The 22,398-nt window shown below is 60.0% G+C and carries 20 protein-coding genes; 9 read left to right on the top strand and 11 right to left on the bottom strand.

The genetic code is table 11. The features are described from left to right. Nucleotides 1-4: 4 nt before the first annotated feature. On the top strand, nt 5-1,384 hold the full coding sequence (locus tag K7A42_RS22880) for an ATP-binding protein (RefSeq protein WP_022556672.1): 1,380 nt from the start codon (nt 5-7) through the stop codon (nt 1,382-1,384). Between the two features lie 14 nt (nt 1,385-1,398). Here K7A42_RS22880 and K7A42_RS22875 read toward each other — a convergent pair whose 3' ends face one another. The 4 genes from K7A42_RS22875 to K7A42_RS22860 all read right to left on the bottom strand — a co-directional run bounded on the left by K7A42_RS22875 (nt 1,399) and on the right by K7A42_RS22860 (nt 3,762). Then, on the bottom strand, nt 1,399-1,740 hold the full coding sequence (locus K7A42_RS22875; RefSeq protein ID WP_112554068.1) for a tRNA-binding protein: 342 nt from the start codon (nt 1,738-1,740) through the stop codon (nt 1,399-1,401). A gap of 11 nt (nt 1,741-1,751) precedes the next feature. Continuing rightward, the gene (proC, locus tag K7A42_RS22870; RefSeq protein ID WP_004442932.1) at nt 1,752-2,570 is read right to left on the bottom strand and encodes a pyrroline-5-carboxylate reductase; all 819 of its coding nucleotides are present in this window, start codon (nt 2,568-2,570) and stop codon (nt 1,752-1,754) included. Nucleotide 2,571: 1 nt separating this feature from the next. Then, the gene (locus K7A42_RS22865; RefSeq protein WP_004442934.1) at nt 2,572-3,072 is read right to left on the bottom strand and encodes a YbjN domain-containing protein; all 501 of its coding nucleotides are present in this window, start codon (nt 3,070-3,072) and stop codon (nt 2,572-2,574) included. Between the two features lie 426 nt (nt 3,073-3,498). Next, a complete protein-coding gene (locus K7A42_RS22860; RefSeq protein WP_004442935.1) occupies nt 3,499-3,762 on the bottom strand; it encodes an accessory factor UbiK family protein in 264 nt (87 codons plus the stop codon). 308 nt (nt 3,763-4,070) lie between these two features. On the opposite strand from K7A42_RS22860, the gene lgt reads away from it, so the two are divergent. From lgt to K7A42_RS22830, 6 genes are all read left to right on the top strand, one after another. After that, nucleotides 4,071-4,883, top strand: a complete 813-nt coding sequence (gene lgt, locus K7A42_RS22855; RefSeq protein ID WP_282456032.1) for a prolipoprotein diacylglyceryl transferase — start codon at nt 4,071-4,073, stop codon at nt 4,881-4,883. 16 nt (nt 4,884-4,899) lie between these two features. Next, nucleotides 4,900-6,000, top strand: coding sequence for a class I SAM-dependent methyltransferase (locus K7A42_RS22850; protein ID WP_004442937.1), 1,101 nt, complete (start codon nt 4,900-4,902; stop codon nt 5,998-6,000). A 151-nt stretch (nt 6,001-6,151) separates the two neighbouring features. Further along, nucleotides 6,152-6,946 carry a peptidoglycan editing factor PgeF gene (pgeF, locus tag K7A42_RS22845; RefSeq protein ID WP_153776209.1) on the top strand — a complete coding sequence of 265 codons (795 nt, stop codon included), beginning with the start codon at nt 6,152-6,154 and terminating at the stop codon, nt 6,944-6,946. 1 nt (nt 6,947) lies between these two features. Then, the gene (locus tag K7A42_RS22840) at nt 6,948-8,099 is read left to right on the top strand and encodes a M24 family metallopeptidase (RefSeq protein ID WP_282455937.1); all 1,152 of its coding nucleotides are present in this window, start codon (nt 6,948-6,950) and stop codon (nt 8,097-8,099) included. Between the two features lie 89 nt (nt 8,100-8,188). Beyond that, entirely contained in the window at nt 8,189-8,923 is a 735-nt protein-coding gene (locus K7A42_RS22835; RefSeq protein ID WP_137068869.1) for a hypothetical protein, read from the top strand. A 220-nt stretch (nt 8,924-9,143) separates the two neighbouring features. Beyond that, nucleotides 9,144-10,076, top strand: coding sequence for a ribose-phosphate pyrophosphokinase (locus K7A42_RS22830; protein ID WP_003522877.1), 933 nt, complete (start codon nt 9,144-9,146; stop codon nt 10,074-10,076). Between the two features lie 229 nt (nt 10,077-10,305). Here K7A42_RS22830 and K7A42_RS22825 read toward each other — a convergent pair whose 3' ends face one another. From K7A42_RS22825 to K7A42_RS22810, 4 genes are read right to left on the bottom strand one after another with little or no spacing between them, the layout of a single operon-like run. After that, complete coding sequence (locus K7A42_RS22825) at nt 10,306-11,154, bottom strand: phosphatase PAP2 family protein (protein WP_282455936.1); 849 nt, start codon at nt 11,152-11,154, stop codon at nt 10,306-10,308. Next, nucleotides 11,144-12,652: an ArnT family glycosyltransferase gene (locus tag K7A42_RS22820; protein ID WP_282455935.1), complete on the bottom strand. Its 1,509-nt coding sequence runs from the start codon at nt 12,650-12,652 to the stop codon at nt 11,144-11,146. Before K7A42_RS22820 ends, K7A42_RS22825 begins: the two co-directional genes overlap by 11 nt. Next, nucleotides 12,627-12,914 carry a lipid-A-disaccharide synthase N-terminal domain-containing protein gene (locus K7A42_RS22815; protein ID WP_035209260.1) on the bottom strand — a complete coding sequence of 96 codons (288 nt, stop codon included), beginning with the start codon at nt 12,912-12,914 and terminating at the stop codon, nt 12,627-12,629. Before K7A42_RS22815 ends, K7A42_RS22820 begins: the two co-directional genes overlap by 26 nt. 20 nt (nt 12,915-12,934) lie before the next feature. Then, complete coding sequence (locus K7A42_RS22810) at nt 12,935-13,774, bottom strand: glycosyltransferase family 2 protein (protein WP_282455934.1); 840 nt, start codon at nt 13,772-13,774, stop codon at nt 12,935-12,937. A 189-nt stretch (nt 13,775-13,963) separates the two neighbouring features. Here K7A42_RS22810 and K7A42_RS22805 point away from each other — a divergent pair, with 189 nt between their 5' ends. Beyond that, entirely contained in the window at nt 13,964-16,228 is a 2,265-nt protein-coding gene (locus K7A42_RS22805) for a methyl-accepting chemotaxis protein (protein ID WP_322784321.1), read from the top strand. Between the two features lie 142 nt (nt 16,229-16,370). Here the strand turns inward: K7A42_RS22805 and adh are convergent, their stop codons facing one another. The 3 genes from adh to K7A42_RS22790 form a co-directional block, all read right to left on the bottom strand. Further along, nucleotides 16,371-17,888: an aldehyde dehydrogenase gene (adh, locus tag K7A42_RS22800; protein ID WP_004442948.1), complete on the bottom strand. Its 1,518-nt coding sequence runs from the start codon at nt 17,886-17,888 to the stop codon at nt 16,371-16,373. Nucleotides 17,889-18,061: 173 nt separating this feature from the next. Then, nucleotides 18,062-19,021, bottom strand: coding sequence for a helix-turn-helix domain-containing protein (locus K7A42_RS22795; RefSeq protein ID WP_006699467.1), 960 nt, complete (start codon nt 19,019-19,021; stop codon nt 18,062-18,064). Nucleotides 19,022-19,115: 94 nt separating this feature from the next. Beyond that, on the bottom strand, nt 19,116-21,197 hold the full coding sequence (locus K7A42_RS22790; RefSeq protein WP_282455932.1) for a putative bifunctional diguanylate cyclase/phosphodiesterase: 2,082 nt from the start codon (nt 21,195-21,197) through the stop codon (nt 19,116-19,118). 302 nt (nt 21,198-21,499) lie between these two features. Between K7A42_RS22790 and K7A42_RS22785 the strand changes: the two genes are divergently transcribed. After that, nucleotides 21,500-22,108: a 50S ribosomal protein L25/general stress protein Ctc gene (locus K7A42_RS22785; protein ID WP_004442950.1), complete on the top strand. Its 609-nt coding sequence runs from the start codon at nt 21,500-21,502 to the stop codon at nt 22,106-22,108. The last annotated feature ends 290 nt before the right edge of the window (nt 22,109-22,398 follow it).

The raw sequence follows: 22,398 nt of genomic DNA, 5'->3' as shown, positions 1-22,398 counted from the left end.
GACCATGGCGAGCCTCGATTTTCTCGACACGTTTAAAAAAAGCGCCGTCGCAAAGACCTGGCGCTCCATCGGCAGATGGCTGCGACACTGGCTGCCCACCGGGCTTTACACCCGTTCGCTCCTCATCATCATCCTGCCGATGATCCTGCTACAGGCCGTGGTCGCGGCCGTCTTCATGGAGCGCCACTGGCAGCTGGTGACCGAACGCCTTTCGGCAGCGGTGACCCGAGATATCGCCGCGATCATCGAACTTCTACAGACAGACCCCGAAGAGGATGACTATCAGCGGGTCATCCGTATCGCCCGCGACAAGCTGGGTCTCAGCGTCTATATCGAGCCCAAGACGGATCTGCCGGCGCCACGGCCGGAGCCGCTGTTCTCGATTCTCGATACCATCCTCGCAAACCAGCTCAGCCAACAGATCGGCAGGCCCTTCTGGATCGATACCTATGGCAACGGCTCACTGGTGGAAATCCGTGTCCAGCTGGATGACAAGACGCTCCGCGTCTTCACCAGCAGAAGCGCGGCCTATGCCTCCAACACCCACATCTTCCTTGTCTGGATGGTTGGCGCATCGCTGGTGCTCATTGCCATTTCGATCCTCTTCCTGCGCGGCCAGATCAAGCCGATAGAAGCGCTTGCCAAGGCGGCGGAGAATTTCGGCAAGGGCCAGAAGGTCAGCGCCTATTCTCCCCGCGGCGCGGATGAAGTACGCCGGGCGGGCCTTGCCTTCATCCTGATGCGGGAGCGCATTGAACGGCAGATGGAGCAGCGCACCGCCATGCTGAACGGTGTCAGCCACGACCTGCGCACCATCCTCACCCGGTTCAAGCTGCAGCTGGCGCTCGCCGGCGACAATCCGGATCTCGAGGGCCTCGACAAGGATGTGGAAGACATGCAGTCGATGCTGGAAGCCTATCTGACCTTTGCCCGTACCGATGTGGAAGAGGATGTCGGCACGCTGGAGCTTCCTGCACTTCTCGAAAAAATCGGCCATGATTTCGAACTGCACGGCAAGAAATTCAGCTACGAACTCTATAATATCGAGAGGATCATCGCGCGGCCGAACGCACTTTCACGGCTCGTCGCCAATCTCGCCGAAAATGCCCGGCGTTACGCCAGCAACCTCCACGTCGATATCCGCAAGGCGCCACGCTCCATTATCATGACCTTTGACGATGACGGTCCGGGCATTCCGGAGAACTCACGCGAGGATGTATTCAAGCCGTTTTTCCGACTGGACGAGGCGCGCAACCTCAATGCCTCGGGCACCGGCCTTGGCCTTTCCATCGTCCGCGACATCGCCCGCAGCCATGGCGGCGACGTGTCGCTGGATAAAAGCCCGATGGGCGGATTGAGGGTTATCGTCAAAATCCCGGCTTGACGGCAGGCCGCCAATCAGCACATTTTCTCGCCGTTTGGCACCGGCCTTTCAACCGCAGCCAGTACGATATCTCCATTGGCGTCGGCAAAGCCAAGCGTCAGGACCTCGGAGCGGAACGGCCCGATCTGTCGCGGCGGAAAATTCACCACGCCCAGAACCTGCCGGCCGATAAGGCTTTCCGGCGTATAGTGCACCGTGATCTGCGCCGAGGACTTCTTGATGCCGATCTCCGGCCCGAAATCGATCTTCACCTTGATTGCCGGTTTGCGCGCCTCGGGAAAAGGCTCGGCTTCCACGATCGTACCGACGCGGATATCCACCTTCTCGAAATCGGCATAGGAAATTTCGCCGTTCATCGCCCGCCTCCTCAGCCCGCCAGTTCTTCAGCGCGGGTCTTGGCAGCGGCGACCGCCCTGTCGAACAGGGGCTGCATGCCGTCTTCGGCCATCAGCACGGAAAGTGCGGCAGCCGTGGTGCCGCCCGGCGAAGTCACATTCTGGCGCAGGCGCGCCGCCTCGTCGGAGGACTGGTGCAGAAGCTCGCCGGCGCCAGCCACGGTTTCACGCGCCAGACGCATGGCCACATCCGCCGGCAGACCGGCCTTACGGCCGGCTTCAGCCATGCATTCCACGAGATAAAAGACATAGGCTGGCCCGCTGCCCGAAACCGCGGTCACGGCATCGATATCGCTTTCGGCATCCACCCATTCGACCGGACCGCTGACCTTCAGCAATCCGTCCACCACGGCTTTAAGCTCGGGCGTCACAAGTTCATTTGCATATGCGCCGGTAACACCACGGCCCACCATCGCTGGCGTATTGGGCATGGCGCGCACCGCGGCAATCGCACCGAAATGCGAAACGAAGGTGGCAATGGTGGTGCCCGCCGCGATGGAGACGACGACCGTTTCCGGGCCCAGCAGGGGCTTCAGCGAAGGCAGCACTGCTTCCATCATCTGCGGTTTCACCGCCACGAAAAGAATGCCGGCCTTGACGCCTTCAGGCGCGCTTTCGCTATGGGCCGCACCCGCTTCCGTAATCGTTGTGCGCATGGCGTCGGAGGGCCGCGGGTCAACGACAATGACCTGCGATCCCGGCACGCCCTTTTTCAGCCAGCCAGACAGCATGGCGCCGCCCATATTGCCGGCGCCCACTAGGACGAGCGGCCCGGAAGCCTTGTACACCATGTTACGCTTCTCCAACGGTCTCGAACATGACCGCTTCGATTGCACTTTTCGCATCCAGACCCGACCAGACGACGAACTGGAATGCCTGATAATATTGCTCGCAGGCCTCCAGCGCGCTGGAGAGCAGCACTTCCACCTGCTGGTTGTTCGGCTCGGCACCGCCTGACAGAAGCAGCGACTGGCGGAAGATCACGACATCTTCCTGCCGCCACAGATCGAAATGCCCCATCAGCACCTGACCGTTGACCTGCGACAGCAGGCAAATGACTTCGTTGACACGGTGATCGGGCACCTTGATGTCAAAGGCGCAGGCAAGATGCAGCGCTTCGAAATCTTCCATCCACGCAAATGAAACGTGATAATCGGCCCAGTGGCCCGCCACAGTCATGGCGATCTCGTCCTCGCCCGAACGCTCGAACGACCAGTCATTCGAGGCAGCGACAATCTCGATCATATCGACGGGATTGGACTGACGCTCAATTTCAAATTCTATCAGACTCATGCGGCACCTTCTCAGCCGGTCGGAATGTCGTGTTTTGAACGCCGGGCACAAAACGCACATACAAACCGGGATAAACATTTGAGACGATTGCCCGACACCACCAGAATAACGCATTCACCCTGTCTGGAGCTTACCGGTCTTTTCGAATCATCATTTAAAATCAGTGTATAATGGCCGAGTCCCGCTGCCACCCCTCGCTCGCCATTTTTGCTTTTTGAGCAGTGGATATCTTCTCCCCCATCACCTCAGGCGAGAGTCTTAAGCGACTCTGCCGATTGTGTTTTTTGGAAGTGTCCACAGGCCCAAAAAATTCGCGTCTGAGCACGACTTTCGGCAACCGGAGACCAAGTCGGCCAGAGAGAGCCGAAAAACAAAAAGCCCCGGAATCGCCTGCGATCCGGGGCTTCTGAGAAAAGTGATGAAGAATCAGTCCTTCGTGGCCGAAAGCTTTGCTTCGAGAGCCTCGATCCGGGCGCGCAGGGCGTCATTTTCATCCCGCGCCTGGATAGCCATCTCCCGCACGACGTCGAATTCCTCGCGCCGGACGACATCCAGACTGTTCAGCCAGCGATCGGCCTGTGCGTGGAACGCAGCCTCGGCTTCCTTGCGCACGCCCTGGGCCGCGCCGGCCGCATCCGTCATCAGCTTGGCGAATTCATCCAGAAAACGATTGGTGCCTGTCGTGCTCATGGCGCTCATCCTTCGTCGGTTCAGGGGCATCATCTTGCCCGCTGTTGATAGCATTCAGGTAGGCACTCCACCGTCGCCTTGCAAGCGAAATCGAAAAATCCCAAGAGCTTGCGTCACCTTTGGTATGTTGAGCCATAGCTTAAAGAATCACCTTGACCGCCGCCACCGCAATCGCCATTTTCCTTGGCGTCAAAGAACCGGTGAGCATCATCGCCCGGTCCTTTGAGACAATGGATGATCCGTTGTCCGCCCAGCAACGATGACGGAATATATACGGATTGATAGCCGCTCCCACTTCACTCGCCATCATGCCCTTCCCGAACATCGACCCGATAGCGTTGTCCATCGGTCCTCTGGCGATCCACTGGTACGGCATCGCCTATGTTGTGGGGATCATGCTCGGCTGGCTTTACGCCCGCCGCCTCGCTCGCACGGATCGCCTGTGGCCTAACGACGCCTCACCCATCTCGGCGCAGCATCTTGACGATTTCATCCTGTGGGCTGCTGGCGGCATCGTGCTCGGCGGACGCATCGGCTACATCCTGTTTTACGATCTCGCTGCGGTCGCCGCCAATCCCATCAGAGCCATCGAAATATGGAATGGCGGCATGTCGTTCCATGGCGGCCTGATCGGCACGACGATCGCCATGCTTCTTTTCGCCCGCAAGAACGGCATTCCTGTCTGGAGCATGTTCGATATCGTCGCGGCCGTAGCGCCCATCGGGCTGCTGTTCGGGCGCATTGCCAATTTCATCAATGGCGAATTGTGGGGCCGCATTGCCGATGTGCCATGGGCGGTCGTCTTTCCCACAGGCGGCCCTTTCGCGCGCCATCCGAGCCAGCTTTATGAGGCTGGCCTCGAAGGCCTCGTGTTGGCCATCGTTCTGGCCATCGCCATTTACGCCTTCAAGGCTCTGAAGCGGCCCGGCACCGTCACTGGCATCTTCGTCTGCGGTTATGCGCTGTCACGCATCTTCGTGGAATTCTTTCGCGAACCGGACGCGCAGATCGGTTACCTCGCCGGCAACTGGCTGACCATGGGCATGGTTCTGTCCACTCCAATGTTCCTTCTGGGCCTCTGGGCCGTCCTGCGCGCGCGCCGCGCGACAAAAGTCGCCTAAAGCGGTATGGCCAGCCATGACCACACCGCTCGCGCAACGCATCAAATCACTTATCCGGCTCAACGGTCCGCTTAGCGTAACCGACTTCTTTTCACTTTGCCTCGCCGATCCGGAACATGGCTATTACAAGAGCCGCGAACCCTTCGGCCGTTCGGGTGATTTCATCACCGCCCCGGAGGTGAGCCAGCTTTTCGGTGAAATGCTTGGTGTTTTCGTGGTTCATGCGTGGCAGAGGCACGGTGCACCCGCTGAAACCCGGCTGGTGGAAATCGGCCCCGGCCGCGGCACCATGATGGCGGACATGCTGCGCGTCATCCGCCGCATCGCGCCGCCGCTCTATGAGACGATGCGGGTGCATCTGGTGGAGACAAGCCCCCGCCTTTCCGCCATCCAGAAGGAAACGCTGGCCGAACATGCGGGTCGACTGGCATGGCATGACAGTTTCGACGATGTGCCTGATGGTTTCCTGCTGCTTGTCGCCAACGAACTTTTCGACGCCATTCCGATCCGGCAATTCGTCAGGACGCCGCAGGGTTTCCGCGAACGCGTGGTCAGCCTCGATGCCAATGGCGACCTCGTCTTCTCCACGGGTCTTGCCAGCATAGACCCGGCGCTGCTTCCGCCGCAGCCCGAACGGCAGCCGCTTGGCACGATATTCGAGATTTCGCCTGCCCGGGAAGCGGTGATGACCGCAATCTGCCAGCGCCTGTCCGCCCATGGCGGCACCGCGCTCGCCATTGATTACGGCCATCTGGTTGCCGGCTATGGCGACACGCTGCAGGCCATGCGCAACCATGCCTTCGATCCGCCGCTCGCCCATCCAGGCGAAGCCGATCTGACCAGCCATGTCGATTTCGAAAGTCTTGTGAAAACGGCCGAGGCGACCGGTGTTCACGTTAACGGCACCCTGAGACAGGGCGATTTCCTCTACGGCCTCGGCCTCAAGGAACGGGCCGGCGCGCTCGCCGCCAAGGCAACCGCGGACCAGACCCTCGCCATCGCCGAAGCCGTCAACCGCCTCGCCGGCGAAGGCGCCGGCAAGATGGGGGAACTTTTCAAAGTCATCGCCGTTTCCAGTCCCGCGCTCCATCTTCTGCCGTTTCGTGCGGTGGATTGACAGCGTAATAACCTCTGGGCCAACATCGTCGCGACACACGAAGCAGGCACACTGCATCACACACGCCGCGCAACGCCGCGGCAACAGGAAACATCTCGCTTGACCCTGCTCCACTGGGCTACAGCGAAATTCTCCAAGGAACTCCCGCACCATGCAGAACGTAACGCTGCCGCTCCCCATCCAGAGTCCCCTCCTCGCCGCCTTCGATAAAAATCGCATCCGCCATGGCTTTTTCACCCGGCAGGGCGGCGTTTCCGATGGTCTTTATCAAGGCCTCAATGTCGGGCTCGGATCTGATGACGAGCCGGAACGGGTGCAGGAAAACCGCCGCCGCGTAACCCAATGGTTCGGCCTTGCCCCAGACCGCCTCGCCACGGTCCATCAGGTCCACTCCCCCGAGGTTGTCGTGGTTGACGGAACCTATGACGGCAGCCGTCCGCAGGCAGATGCGATGGTGACAGCGACACCCGGTTTCGTCCTCGGCGTGTTGAGCGCCGATTGCGGCCCCATCCTGTTCGCCGATGCGGAAGCGGGCGTCGTGGGTGCCGCCCATGCCGGCTGGAAGGGTGCTTTGTTCGGCGTGCTGGAAAACACGATCGAGGCGATGACGAAGCTCGGGGCCAACCGCGATCGTATTGCTGCCTCGCTCGGCCCCTCCATCAGCCAGGACAATTATGAGGTCGGGCCGGAATATGTCGCGCGTTTCACCGATATCGAGCCCGCTTACGCGGATTATTTCTCCAGGGCGGAGAAAGAGGGCCACGCCTTGTTCGATCTCAAGCAGTTCACCATCGACCGCCTGACCAAAGCCGGTGTGAAGGCGGAAAATCTTGGTCTCTGCACCTACCCGGACGAAGAACGCTTCTATTCCTACCGCCGCACCACCCACCGCGCCGAACCCGATTACGGCCGGCAGATTTCCGCAATCGCAATTCTGGAGGACTAAGATGGCCCTGCATTTCGAGCTTTCGGAATTCGATGCCCGCCGCGAGCGGCTGCTCGCGAAAATGGCCGAGGAGAAGCTGGATGCGCTGCTGCTTTTCGCCCAGGAAAGCATGTACTGGCTGACCGGCTACGATACTTTCGGCTACTGCTTCTTCCAGACGCTGGTGGTGAAATCGGATGGCTCCATGACGCTGCTGACACGCTCGGCCGATCTGCGTCAGGCCCGCAATACTTCGATCATCGAGAACGTCCTCCTCTGGGTCGATCGACCCAATGCCGACCCGACGCTCGATCTCAAAAATCTGCTGAGCGATCTCGACCTTCTGGGCGCAAAGATCGGCGTGGAATATGACACCCACGGCATGACCGGCCGTGTCGCCCGCCTGCTGGATAACCAGCTTGCGAGCTTCGGCCAGATGGTCGATGCGTCGTATCTCGTCAGCACCCTCAGGCTCGTCAAAAGTCCCGCCGAAATCGCCTATGCCCGCAAGGCTGGCCAGCTGGCCGATGATGCTCTCGATGCCGCATTGCTGCTCATCAAGCCCGGCGCGGACGAAGCCGCCATTCTTGCGGCAATGCAGGGTGCGGTGCTCGCGGGCGGCGGCGACTACCCCGCCAATGAATTCATCATCGGCTCAGGCGCGGATGCGCTTCTCTGCCGCTACAAGGCAGGCCGTCGTATCCTCGACAGCAAGGATCAGTTGACACTGGAATGGGCCGGCGTCAGCGCCCATTACCATGCCGCCATGATGCGCACGGTGGTGATCGGCGAACAGGATTTCCGCCAGAAGGAGCTTTACAGCGCCTGCCTGCAAAATCTGACCGCGATCGAGGAGGTACTGCGCCCCGGGCACACATTCGGCGACGTCTTCGATGTGCATGCCCGCGTCATGGACGAGCGCGGCCTCACCCGCCATCGGCTGAACTCCTGCGGTTATTCGCTGGGCGCGCGCTTCTCCCCGTCCTGGATGGAGCATCAGATGTTCCACTCCGGCAATCCGCAGGAGATCACCGCTGACATGACGCTCTTTGTGCATATGATCGTGATGGATTCCGATTCCGGCACGGCCATGACGCTCGGCCAGACATATCTGACCACGGACGGCGCGCCGGAGCCACTGTCGCGTCACAGCCTCGATCTTCTCACAGCTTAAATCGCCCCCGGGTTTGACACAGCGGGAAAACCGCCCTTACATTGCGCCACCTTGGGCAAGAAGGAGCGGAACATGAGAGGGAAAATCGCATGAGCCGGTTGGGGGTTGCCCTCATTGTTCCGGCTTTGGCACTGATCCTGTCCGGCTGCAACACCACGGAAGCGCTGACGCCACAGGTGGATGTTGGCCACAACGCATCACAGTCGACGCCGGTAACACAGGGTGATCTCGACCAGATGGCGGCAGCCGCCGACCGCGCACCCGCAGGCGGGCCGGCAATCGCATCGTCCGTCCCTGCCTATGCACCCCAGAACTCCCTGCAGGCACAGGCACAGGCGCTCTCCAATGGCAGCCAGTACGGGGAACCGCTCCGTCAGAACCAGACCGCGGCCGCGGCCCCCGCCGTCACGCAACAACCGCCGTCACAGCAGACGGCTTCCCTTGCACCTGCCACCGCCGCGAATTCCATCCGCTTCCTGCCCATCATCGGCGCACCGGTACAGGCGGTGACACCGCTATCCCGCCAACTGGGGGCCGAAGCGCGGGCCAAGGGGCTGACAATCCGCGCATCCAACGACAATTCCGCCGAAAATATTCTGAAGGGATATTTTTCCGCCTTTGCCGATGGCGGCAAGGTCAATGTCGTATACGTGTGGGACATTCTCGACGCCAATGGCGTGCGGCTGCACCGCCTGCAGGGGCAGGAGGCAGTGACCGCGCGAGGCAGTGATCCATGGGCCGCCGTGACCGACAAAGTCATGCAGGACATCGCTGCAAAAACACTCAACGACTACACGTCATGGAAGCAGTCTCAAAGCGGATGAGGTGAAACGACGGGAGAAGTCACAGAGATTTCACGAAAATCATTGCGAAAGCGCGGAGTCCTCTTGCAATCGGAAGCAACAGCGCTATTAAGGCGCGCATGGCAACAAGGCGTATCCGGCAAAGGCTTTTCAGCCGGATGTTCCTCCCCTTGAACGACGCTTGGTTACGGCGGATTGAGCCCCGTGGCGCAAGGCGATGGCATGGAAACAGGCGGCCGCAATGAAGGTTTTCGCAGGCAATTCGAACCGGCACCTTGCCGAAGCGATCTGCAAGTATCTTAATGTTCCTCTCGGAAATGCCACTGTAAAGCGGTTTGCTGACCAGGAAATATTCGTAGAAATCAGCGAGAACGTGCGCGGCGAGGACGTCTTTATCGTCCAGTCCACCTCCTTCCCGGCAAATGATCATCTGATGGAACTGCTCATCATGATCGATGCCATGCGCCGCTCCTCGGCCAAACGAATTACCGCGGTGCTTCCCTATTTCGGTTACGCCCGCCAGGACCGCAAAGCCGGCCCCCGCACTCCGATTTCCGCCAAGCTCGTTGCCAATCTCATTACCGAAGCCGGCGCCGACCGCGTTCTCACCCTCGATCTTCATGCCGGACAGATCCAGGGCTTTTTCGATATCCCCACCGACAATCTCTTTGCAGCACCGATTCTCGCCCGCGACGTGAAGGATCACTACGACACCAACAATGTCATGGTCGTTTCGCCTGACGTCGGCGGCGTGGTTCGCGCCCGTGCGCTGGCAAAGCGCCTCGACTGTCTTCTGGCCATCGTCGACAAGCGCCGTGACCGTCCCGGCGAATCCGAAGTCATGAACGTCATCGGCGATGTCTCCGGCAAGGACTGCATCCTCATTGACGACATCGTCGATTCCGGCGGCACGCTCTGCAACGCCGCTGAAGCCCTGCTGAAAAAGGGCGCGACCAGCGTTACTGCCTATATCACCCATGGCGTACTGTCCGGCGGCGCGGTGGCCCGCGTGGCCTCTTCCAAGCTGCGCGAACTCGTCATCACCGACAGCATCCAGCCGACCACCGGTGTCCAGTCCGCGCATAATATCCGCGTGGTGAGCACCGCCGGCCTGCTCGGCGAAGCAATCAACCGGACCGCGCAGGAACAGTCGGTTTCCGGCCTGTTCGACTGAATAAATTCAGCAATCACGCTGAGGGTTGCCTACGTCTGCCGGTTTTTCCGGCATGCGCTTGAGCCGAAGTGGGCGCATATTCACTCAACGTGATCCTCGGCCTTGTGCCGAGGAGCTAACCACGTCGATAAGATCAAGGCGCGCGGGCAATAGGGACAACCCCTAGGATGAGTCGGAACCGTCTTGCCGCTCGCTCCCACCCCAGCGATGCTGCACCTCGAACTCCCAACTAAGACGACGCCGCACCCGTGTCCGGGGGCCGTTGGAGACGGGTGGCTGCAGCCCTGATTTTCGGCCACCAGCCCCGAACGCGGGTAAGTATGGCGTGGCGGCCATTGCGCCAAAGGCTGATCGTATCGGCCGAGATGGCAGCACCGCTGAAGAGGTGACGGTGGTGGCTTATCGCCAGCACCCGGTACAGAAACAGTGTCGTCAGGGCCGAAAATAGGATGGACATCACCACATCGCTGAGGAAATGCCCGCCGGCCGCGATGCGAAGACCGGACATGAGAATGATTGCCCCGGCGGCAAAGGCTCCCACCACCCATCGCCGATAGGGCCGCAGGCGCGGCCAGACAAGCACACAGAGGGGCAGGAAAAAACTCGCGATCAGCGCGGTTTCACCCGAAGAAAACGAACAGTTCGAATAGCATTGAGTGCTGAACTGAAAAGGTGGCGTGAAAAGCTGATGCCCGCCAAATTCGGTAACGCTGAACGGACGCGCGCGACCGATCATGGCCTTCAGCACGCCGTTGACCAGCAGCCCGGCACAGAGGATCACGGGGCCACAAAGGAACGCCCAGACTCGCCAGCCGGTTCGCTGCGAAGTGCCGAGCCGGAGATTGCCGACAAGGACCAGGAAAGTCAGAAGCGCGGCGAGCTCGACACCTTCCCGCAACGTGTCGCGCAGCCATTCGGGAAACGGCTCCCGGCCAGGCCATGGCTGGCCCACCGGCGAGAAAAACAAGGCGGAAAAGCGCAGATCTATAGAGGGAAAGGTCGCAAACAGGATCACCAGCGCAAGCGTTGCGAACGTAACCCAGATGGTGATCCGCATATGCGAGACATCATTGTCCATTGGCGCTCTCCGGGATGCACTGTGGTGGCAGGCGCCACAGCCCGATTTCCCTGCCCTCGACAAAGCCCGGGCCGGCGGTCCAGTGCGCCACCGGCGCCTCGCCTGCAAGACACGCCGGCAAGCCATCGGCACTTGCCAGAAACAGCGGATTTTTCGCTTCGCCCGGCTTCAATGGATAAAGAAGGGCATAATGGCTGGACGGCACGCCGGTTTCCGGAAGCGCACGCGTCAACATCTGTTTCTCGTCCCGCAACTGGTAAAAGAGCTCGGCCAATATCGAACGATCATTGGCGACAATAGCGTCCGCACCTGCTTCACGCGCCCGCGACAGGCCGGTCGACACCAACTCGGAGCTTCCAAGATAACGTGCCATCGCCAGTTTACCGTTCGGCAGGCGCAGGCCCGTTCCCACTATCGTCATCAGCGGCAGCGCGATTGCGACGATGCCGCCGAGGACCAGTGTGGATACGATGAGCCAACGTCGCGATGCCAGGATCGGCACCGCCAGCAGTACGCCTGCCGCATAAGCTCCCACCGCCCAATTGGCGAGTGCCCGCGACATGAGACCCTGTGCCGTGATCAAAAGCACGATCGGTACGGAAAGAGCGACGAGCGCCCGTGCTTCACCGGTTTTTGCGCGGATTGTCGCAACAATCATGCCGACGAAGACGTATGGCCCAACCACACCTGCCTGGGAAAAGAAGAATTCAAGCGCGGAGCCGATCTTGAGTTGGACACCGTGCCAGTTGGCATTGTCGGCGGTGTGGCGTGCAGTCATGAAATCATGGGCCGCATTCCACCACAGATTGGGCGCGATGACGGCAACGCAGACGAGCGCAGCAATGGCCGCGTCACGCAGCCGGATCCGCCATGCTTCGCAAAGCCAGCCGGCGGCGATGAAGCACGGCAGAAAATAGATCATCGCATATTTCGACATCAGCCCGAGGCCGAAACAGAGACCCAGAGCGATGCTCCAACCCAACGCCGCCCTGCCCTCGCTGCGGGCGAGCGCAAGCTTGCGCACGGATATCATCGACAGCACGATGAACAGCATCATCGGCGTATCGGTCGAGATCAGCAGGCTGCCGAGCGTCACGGCTGGCAAGGTCAGATAGATCACTGCCGCAAGCGAGGCCAGCCTGACATCATAGATCATGCGGCCGAGCACAAAAATGGCCGCCGCCGCAACGCCATGCACGACGGGTGCGGCGAGCCGCACCTGAAACGTGCCCTCCCCGCCGCCCAGAATGGTGGCCGCGCGAATAAGCCAGCCGATGAGCGGTGGCTTGGAATAGGCGCCGAGCGCCATTTCGCGACCCCACAGCCAGTATTGCGCCTCATCGACAAAAAGGTCGGTGCGGTTGAAGGCGAGCCCGAGGACGCGCAGGGCAGTTACGAGGACAATCGCCGAAAACGCGAATGTCAGCCATTGGCGCTCAACGCCTGCCCGCGCATAAGGCAGGGTCGCCGCCTCATGCATGCTGGCGGCGTTCTGCATGGATCAACCAGAGATTTCGAGCATAGATAAAGAGGCCGGATGCCTGCCCGAGAACAAAGACCGGATCGCGCCGCCACAGTGCATAGGAGAGCAGCACCACACCGCCAAGAATCGAAAAATACCAGAAAGCCACCGGCATGACCGACCGGTTGGCCCGTTCCGATGAAATCCATTGAACCAGAAAACGCATGGTGAACAGCATCTGGCCCATGAAACCGGTCAAGACCCATACGAATTCTTCCCAGCTGTTCACATGCAGCATGGACCATAAAGCCGGTACGTTCACGGCAATGTCTCCGTTATGAAAGTTTCAGCCCAGCTTGACCGCTTGCGCCGGCGCAAAAGCCATGCGACGCCGATCAGATCGTGGATGCCCACCAGCGCCCGGTCGATATTGGTATAATGGGAATTTCCATGCAGCCGTGCCCGGTGCGTGACGTCGACATGGGCGACCTGCCAGCCGTCACGATTGAACAGCGCCGGGAAGTAGCGGTGGTGATGGTCGAAATAGGGCAAAGCGAGGTAGGCGTCGCGGCGAAAGGCCTTGAGGCCGCAGCCGGTATCGCGCGTGCCATCCTTCAAAATTCGCGCCCGAAGCCCGTTGGCAAAGCGGGAGGAAAGGCGTTTTCCCAGCGTGTCGCGCCGGCCGACGCGCTGGCCGGCCACCAGCCCAAGCCGGCGAGGTGCATTGGTGGACAGAAGCGGTGCAAGAAGTGCCGGCAGATTATCCGGCGGATTCTGGCCGTCGCCGTCCAGCATACATACGATAGGCGCGCGCGCCGCCTGCACTCCGCTGTGGATCGCAGCCGATTGACCGCCCTGGCGGTCGTGCCGCACCAGCCGCAACATGCTGTAACGGGCAGCGAGCGCCAGAACCGCTTCCGCCGTGCGGTCAGAAGAAGCGTCATCCACCACAACGATCTCGAAGCGGCCGACCGGCGCACAGGCGCTCACGATCTCTGCCACCAGCGTTTCAACGCTCGCTTCTTCATTGTGCATGGGCACGACAACGGCAAAATCCGGGGCAGATCGCAAATTGGCTCCGTCACATCCGTCTGCGCGGGTTCCGCAAACATCATCGATTGTGGCGAGAGAAGGAGCGTGAAAAGCTTGCATGAACATGAACAGCCGTTGATCTTCGCTGGATATGCGCCCGTTCTGTTGCAGTTTTATTACGTGGTGCCTATCGGCGCGGCTCTTCGATTTTTTCACGCCATGCGGGAAATTATCCTACAATTCCCTGTCTTTTAACGCGACCGTAAACAATTTTTGCAACGGTACGGCCACGTTTTTTGGGGGGAGGAAAACAGGATGCCGGGTGGAAATCCGACTGCTGTCAAAGCTAAATCATTGTCAATCAAAGCCAAATTTGCCGCGCTGGTTACCGGTGCGACACTGGTTTCCTGCCTGTCGGTGGGGCTGCTGTCCTACGAGATGGGTAAATCGGGGCTGATCGACGCCAGCAAGATCAGGCTCGAAACGGTTGCAGGCAACCAGTCCAAGCAGCTTGATGCCTATACGTTGCGCGTCGAACAGAGCATTTCCGAACTGTCGCAGAACGCCGCGGTGGCCCAGGCGCTCGAAACGATGACCACCGTTGTCCCAACGGAAAAGGACGCCATCATCCAGGCTTTCCGCCGAGAGGGCGTCTCCGAAGAGGAGCGCGCCTCCTTCAACGGCGAAGGGTTGCGGCTGCTCTACGCCATTCGTCATGCGACCATCAACGCCGCCATTGCCAGCGTCTGGCGTAATACCCGCGTCAGCGATATCTACGTGATCGACAAGAACGGCCTGATTATCTATTCCGTGACCAAGGGAAAGAACTTCCTGACCAATGTAACGGAACCGGAGAACGCCGCGATCAAGGAGCTGTTCGACCGCATCGAAGCCGGCAAGGACGGCGTCGTCAGCACCACGGGCTTCAGCGATGGCGAGAATAATTCGGCCATGATCGGCATGCCGCTCGCCGTCTCCAACTGGGGTCAGCTCCAGCGCAAGGGTGCCGTTATCATGCGCATCGCCGCCGATCGCATCGGCGCGGTGGTGACGCCCGAGGAAACCGGCAAGACCATCGACGACGCCGTTCTCCTGAGCTCCGACGGGAAACTCAGGGCTGGCGTCCTCTCGGGCGGTGCGGATGCTGCCGTTTCCGAAAGTCTCGCTGCCCTTTCCAACGTAAACGACGCCGGAACGGTCATGGCGCAGACACCTGCGGGCAATATCTTCTATGCCTATCGTCCGGTCGCCGTCTTCGGACAGAAACATCTTCTTGCCATCGGCCAACAGGAAAGCAAGGTTCTCGCCGCTGCCAACGATCTCGCCTTCTGGGCAGCGGTCGCAACGCTGGCCGTACTCGCAATAATGACGCTGATCGGGATTTTCGTTTCCGCGAGCCTGACCAAGCCGTTGACCGGACTAGCCGGTCTTATGGAGCGCCTGAACGGCGGTGAAAACAACATCGAGATCAAGGCAGTTTCCCGTGGCGACGAGATCGGCACCATGGCGCGCGCGCTGGAATCCTTCCGCCAGGGCATTCTGGACAAACAGCGGATGGAAGCCGAAGCCCACCGCAAGGGTGAAGAACTGGACGAGGAACGCGCCCAGCGCGAGATGGAGAAGGCAAGAAGCGCCAGGGAACTGGAAGAAGCCGTGGACGCGCTCGCCACCGGTCTTGCCAATCTGGCCGCCGGCAGGCTCGATCTTCGCATCGAAAAATCCTTCGTTCCGTCACTCGATCATCTGCGCATCGACTTCAACAACTCCATGGCAGGGCTGGAAGCGACGATCTCCAATATCGGCGGAAGCGCCAATGCCATCCGCTCCGGTTCCGGCGAGCTGAAAAGCGCCTCGGAAGACCTGTCGCGGCGCACAGAACGTCAGGCAGCAGCCCTTGAGGAGGCGGCAGCGGCGCTCGGAGACATGACGCAGGCTGTCAATCTGTCGCTGTCGCGCTGCAATGTCGCCGTCGCCGCCACGGCGGATACGATGCAGGATGCCCATAGATCCACGGCTGTCGTCAAAGAAGCGATCGTTGCCATGGAACGCATCGAGACCTCTTCGGCCAAAATCCGCCAGATCATCGATGTCATCGACCAGATTGCCTTCCAGACCAATCTTCTGGCGCTGAATGCCGGTGTTGAAGCAGCGCGCGCCGGCGAGGCCGGCAAGGGCTTTGCAGTCGTGGCGCAGGAAGTTCGCGAACTAGCCCAGAAATCGGCCGCCGCCGCCCGCGACATCACGCAGCTCATCGCCACCTCTGCGGGTGATGTGGAAAGCGGTGTGGCGCTGGTGCTGAAGACCGGTGAAAGCCTGGAACAGATCCAGAAACGCATCCAGTCGGTCAACGACCAGATCGGCGAAATCGCCACCGCGTCGCGCGAACAATCCGGCCGTCTCAGCGAGATCAATGCCTCCGTCAATGAACTCGACCACGTGACGCAGCAGAACGCCGCCATGGTGGAGGAGACAACGGCCGCCGCCTTCTCGCTCGCCAACGAGGCGGATGGCCTGACCGAACAGGTGGGGCAATTCTCCGTGGGCGATCCTCGCCGGCGAGACCAGCGTTACGCGGCATGATGCGCAACAAAAAGGGCCGGAGGCAAAACCTCCGGCCCTTTATTTTGCCTGAAAACCCGATCCGGGCTCCCAGGGGCAGAAGCCCCTGGGAACACGCCGGCGACCTGGCACCACAGCCCCTCGCCGGCTTCCGGGGAGGACCTCAGAAGAAACCAACCTTGTTCGGGCTGTAGGACACGAGCAGGTTCTTGGTCTGCTGGTAGTGGTCGAGCATCATCTTGTGGGTCTCGCGACCGATACCAGACTGCTTGTAGCCGCCGAAGGCCGCACCCGCCGGATAGACGTGATAGCAGTTCGTCCACACACGGCCCGCTTCGATGCCCCGCCCGGCGCGGTAGGCGATGTTCGTGTCACGGCTCCAGACGCCAGCGCCCAGCCCGTAAACCGTGTCATTGGCGATTTCGAGCGCCTCTTCCACCGTCTTGAAGGTCGTGACGGAGACAACAGGACCAAAGATTTCCTCCTGGAAAATCCGCATCTTGTTGTTGCCCTCAAAGACGGTCGGCTGAATGTAATAACCGTCCTTCAGATCACCCGTCAGCGTCTTGCGATCACCGCCGGTCAGAACCTTGGCGCCTTCCTTCTTGCCGATCTCCAGATAGCTCATGATCTTGTCGAACTGTTCCTGCGAGGCCTGTGCGCCCAGCATGGTCGACGGATTGAGCGGATCGTCCTGGCTGATGGCCTGAACGCGCTTGATCGCTTTTTCCATGAAACGGTCATAGATCGATTCATGCACCAGAGCACGAGAGGGGCAGGTGCAGACCTCACCCTGGTTCAGCGCGAAGAAGGCAAAACCTTCCAGCGCCTTGTCGAGGAAGGCATCGTCCTCGTTCATCACGTCGGCAAAGAAGATGTTCGGCGACTTGCCGCCCAGTTCCAAGGTGATGTTGGTGACGTTGTCTGCGGCATAACGCATGATTTCCTTGCCGACCGAGGTGGAGCCGGTAAAGGCGATCTTGGCGATGCGGTTGCTCTGCGCCAGCGGCTTGCCGGCTTCAAGGCCAGTACCATTGACGATGTTGAGGACGCCAGGCGGCAGAAGGTCTTCAATCAGCTCCATCACGATGAGAATGGAGGCCGGCGTCTGTTCGGCCGGCTTCAGCACCACGCAATTGCCTGCTGCAAGCGCCGGTGCGAGTTTCCACGCAGCCATCAGGATCGGGAAGTTCCATGGAATGATCTGGCCGACGACACCGAGCGGTTCATGGAAGTGATAGGCGACGGTATCGTTATCGATCTCGCCGATCGTGCCTTCCTGAGCGCGGATGCAGCCTGCGAAATAGCGGAAATGGTCGATGGCGAGCGGGATGTCCGCATTGGTGGTTTCACGCAGCGGCTTGCCGTTATCCCAGGTTTCAGCCCGGGCGATGAGATCTAGATTGTCTTCAATGCGCTGGGCGATCTTGAGCAGGATGTTGGAGCGCTCGGTTATGCTCGTCTTGCCCCATTTGTCGCGGGCCTTGTGGGCCGCGTCGAGCGCAAACTCGATGTCGGCTGCATCCGAACGCGGCACTTCGCAGATCTTGTGGCCGGTCACCGGCGAGAGATTATCCATGTAGCGGCCGGATTTCGGCTCCACCCACTTGCCGCCAATGTAATTGCCGTATTTCAGCTTGAAGGGCGCTTCGCCCGCTTTCTGCTGAACCTGAATATTCATGATTTCATCCTCCCTGATGAAAACGATCCTGAGCGGACCGCATGAAAGGAAGGTGGGCCCAGATGGCACGGTTCGGTAGAGGGGCGACGCGGTTCCGCAGCGCACATTGTCTCACATCTGCGACAAAGCCGCGTTGATCCGGCGCGATCGGCCGGATCGCAACAACAAGAACGTCAATGAACGTCGAATTTCTTCATCTTGCGATGAAGCGTGGCCCGGCTGATGCCGAGCAAGGACGCGGCCTGCGTGACATTGCCGTTGGTGCGCGACAACACGCGCCGCAGCGCCGAACGCTCCGCTTCCGCGAGGTCGGAACCGCTGTCATGGCGCTGTTCCTGCAGGATATCCGCGGCCGGGAGACCCTGCGCGATGCGGGCATCGTCCAGCTTCAGCGCAAGACGAGCGGCGCGGGTCGCGCCGAGCACGAGATCGTCCTGATCCACGGCGAGCAGCGAAAGCGCCGCCCCGAACCCACTTGGCACGACGACGATGCGTGCCCCCGGAAAGGCACGGCGGAACAGATTGCCCTCGATGCGCTGCGCCGCGTCCTTCACCGCCTGGGTGACAAAAGAAAAGGTCATCTCGTTGATGTCGTCGCGGCAGGTGGAAATATCGAGCGCACCCGTCACCCGGCCGGTATGATCGCGAATGGGAGCCGTGGTGCAGCACAGTTCCGTATTCGACGTGAAGAAATGTTGGTCACGATAGACAACCACCGAACGCTCGTCGACGAGCGCGGTGCCTATGCCGTTTGTGCCAACGCTCTCTTCGCTCCAGACGGCGCCGGACCAGAGGCCGAGCGCCCGGAAATCGCGATCATCGCCGGACGCGCCTCGCCGCTCCAGCGCAACGCCCTGAGCATCGGTCAGGAGCAGGCAGCAGCCGGACCTCCCGACACTGTGGAAAATTCGGTCAAGTTCGTCGGTGCTTTCAGCAATCAGGCCAGCGGCACTTTCACGGGCGCGCCGAAACTCCGTCTCGCTGAGAAAGATCGGCTTGCGATTTTCTTCCGGTGCAAGACGGTGCTTGACCATGCAGCGACGCCACGAGGCGACAATCGGCGAACTTGCGGCTGCGGAACGGTGGCGTGCGGTTTCATACACGCGTTCCGCATGGGCGATGTCTGTCGGCATGCGCTCCTCCCAAAGCTTTTGGGCGATGGTGCGCTGGAAGCGTCGATGTTTCAACAAAAAACTTCGCGACCGGCATCGGAGGCGCAGCTGACGGTCAGACCGCCTTGAAGTAACGCCTGCCGGCAGTGACCTCAGGTTCGTCCTCAACGGACAGGAAGGTGTCATCCACGAGGCTGGCAATGGATGTCAGCGGACCGGGCTTGCCGAAAAAGAAGCCCTGCACCTGCAGGCAGCCTTCGCGGCGCAGGAACTCGACATGGGCCTTGGTCTCCACACCCTCCGCAAGCACGGGAATATTCAGGCTATGCGCCAGAATAAGCGTCGAACGCACGATCGCTTCGGACTGCACATTGGTCGACAGCCCGTCGATGAAGGCGCGGTCGATCTTGATCTTGTCGAAAGGGAAACTCTGCAACGTCGAAAGCGAGGAATAGCCCGTGCCGTAATCATCCATCGCGATCTTGACGCCGAGCGCCTTGAGCTTGCGGATGGTGACAAGCGCATGGCGGTGATCGGCGATGATGCTGCCCTCGGTGATTTCCAGCTCGAGCCTTTCAGGCGCAAGGCCCGTTTCTGTCAGGATTTTTTCGACCTTGTCCGGGAACTCGTTATCCGCAAGCTGCTGCGGCGCCACATTCACCGCAATGGAAAGCGATTTTTTCCAGAGTGCCGCCTGCGCGCAGGCTTCTCTCAGAACCCACTCGCCGAGTTCGACGATGAACCCCGTCTGCTCCGCGATCGGGATGAATTCGGCGGGAGAAATCATGCCCCGATCGGGATGGTTCCAGCGCAAAAGCGCCTCGAAGCCGACGATACTGCCGCTTCTGGTGTCGTTCTGCTGCTGGTAATAAAGCTCGAACTCGTTATTGGCGAGGCCGCTGCGCATGGCGACGGCAAGCACATTGCGCTCACGCGCGGCCTCATCCATCGATTTGTCGTAAAAGCAGATCGTATCCGAACTGCCGCTTTTTGCCCGGTACATCGCGACGTCCGCCTGCGCCATCAGCGTATCGGCATCGATGGAGCCGGTATTGCGGACCGAAATGCCCACACTCGCACCGACCGAAAATGTCTGCCCGTTCCATTCCACCGGCCTGCTGATCTGGTCGATCAGCCTCTGGGCGAATTCGGTGCCGTCGGCGCGGGTATAATAGGAATTTGTCATCGCCACGAATTCATCACCGCCCATGCGCGCCAGAAATTCGCCGGCCTTCAGCACGGAACTCGCCCGGTCGGCGATGGTGCGAAGCACGGCGTCGCCCGCCGCATGGCCGTGAACGTCATTGATTTCCTTGAAACGGTTGAGATCGATGGAAAGAAGCGCGGTGTGTGCGCCCAACGAAATATGACGGGTGCGACGATTGAGATGTTCGATGAAGGCTGCCCGGTTGGGAATGCCGGTCAGCGGATCGTGCAGGGAAAGATGGCGATAGCGGGCGACTGCCTGCTGGGTGGACTGGGCGTCGATGACATAAGTGGAAAGCCCCAGTGCCAGCAGCAACAGCGTCACCGCGATGGCGCCTCCGCCCATGATGGCCGGCGGCAGCAGATTTTCAGGAATGATGATACGCGGGTCGAAGGCGAAAGACATGGAGGCCATGCCCGTATAATGCATCGACGCTATCGCCAGGATGAGAAACGCCACCGCGCTGTACTGGCAGAACCGATTGACGGGCCGCGAGACCCGATTGACTGCAACGGCGCCCAGCACTGCCCCCAGCACGAGGGACGCGATGACATAGTTCTGATCCCAGAAAATCATGCCCTGAACATTGTAGGCCGCCATGCCGGTGTAGTGCATGGCTGCAATGCCGAGACCAAGGATGATCCCGCCGGCTTCCACCAGCACGCTGCGCCCGCCATAGGCAGAAATTCCGAAACCGGCAGTCGTTGTGGTAATCGCAATCAGAAGTGACAGCCCGGTCAGATACGGATCGTATCCCACGTCACCCGCAGCAACATAGCCCAGCATCGCCACGAAATGGGTGGTCCATATCGCCGCGCCGCCATTGACACCTGCCAGAAACAGCCAGTTGACCTTCTGCACCCCCGTCGCCAGACGTGCTTTCGAAAAAAGGCGCATCGACACGAAACTACCGAGCATGCAGACGAAAACCGCTGCGACGGTATATCGATAGTCGTGATCGATGGTAAGGCACTGGAGAACTTTGAGCATTGTCATCTACGCAGTTGGAATTTCGCGTAGCCTTATCATTCGCCAAGTTTTCGCCCGGTTTACATGAATGGATAAGCACATATTAAAAGTTGCAACATGCGAGTGAATTAGTACAACCTAATAAACCCGCAAGGCGTGCGATCGAAAAGCAGGCCTCTCTTGTCTTTGTCTCCCGTTTGTATTATAGCGCCCGCACCCGTGTAGACACCCTTGGAGGCAACGCGGGTGGGATGGCGCTTGCCGCCTCCCCAGTTCAGCGCCCGCGGGCATGAACTCTCCATATAACCTCGAAAGGAATTGCCATGAGCAAAGAATCGTATGAGCTCAAGGCCGAGGCGCGCGAACGAGTTGGTAAGGGGTCCTCTCGTGAACTTCGCCGCAACGGTTTGATTCCCGCTGTCATCTATGGTGACAAGCAGGCCCCCATTTCTATCGCCCTGTCCACCAACGAAGTCACCAAGCGTATCCACGCCGGCGGTTTCATGACGACGGTTGCGACGATCGACGTCGACGGCAAGAAGATCAAGGTTCTCCCGAAGGATTACCAGCTTGATCCGGTCCGCGACTTCACCATGCATGTCGACTTCCTGCGCGTTTCGGGCAACACGCTCGTCAACGTCGAAATTCCGGTTCACTTCGAAAACGAAGAAAAGTCGGACATCAAGATCGGCGGCGTTCTGAACATCGTTCGCCACACGGTGGAATTCCACTGCCCGGCCAACGACATTCCGGAAGCCATCACGGTTGATCTCTCCGGCCTGAAGATCGGCGACAGCGTTCACATCTCGAACGTCAAGCTGCCAAAGAACATCACGCCCGTTATCGCCGACCGTGACTTCACGATCGCAACGATCGTTGCCCCGGCAGCAGGCGTTGAAGAAGAAGCAACTGAAGAAGCTTCCGAGGAATAAAATCGGCGGCCGCAAGGCCGGACAGCTTTGAAGAACAAGGCCCGTTCCGTTTCCGGAACGGGCCTTTTAGTTTTTATGAACTTTAAAAACAGAAAGCCCGCTCCCCGCCAGCGATGCGGGCCCTGTTTCAGCGTCGATTAACACTTCCATGAAACGATACCCTTGCGCCCTCATGGAAACACCGGCGGGTCGAGAAATAGCGTGGGGAAAGGGCTCGGCCCGGAATCTGACGCATCTCTGTCCGAAAGGATGAAACAGGGCGCAGCAAGTCTGGGGCAAAGGGTAGCTGC

The organism is Agrobacterium sp. InxBP2 (genome assembly GCF_026191755.1).
Classification (GTDB): Bacteria; Pseudomonadota; Alphaproteobacteria; order Rhizobiales; family Rhizobiaceae; genus Agrobacterium; species Agrobacterium pusense.
This window is presented reverse-complemented; position numbering and strand designations above follow the sequence as displayed.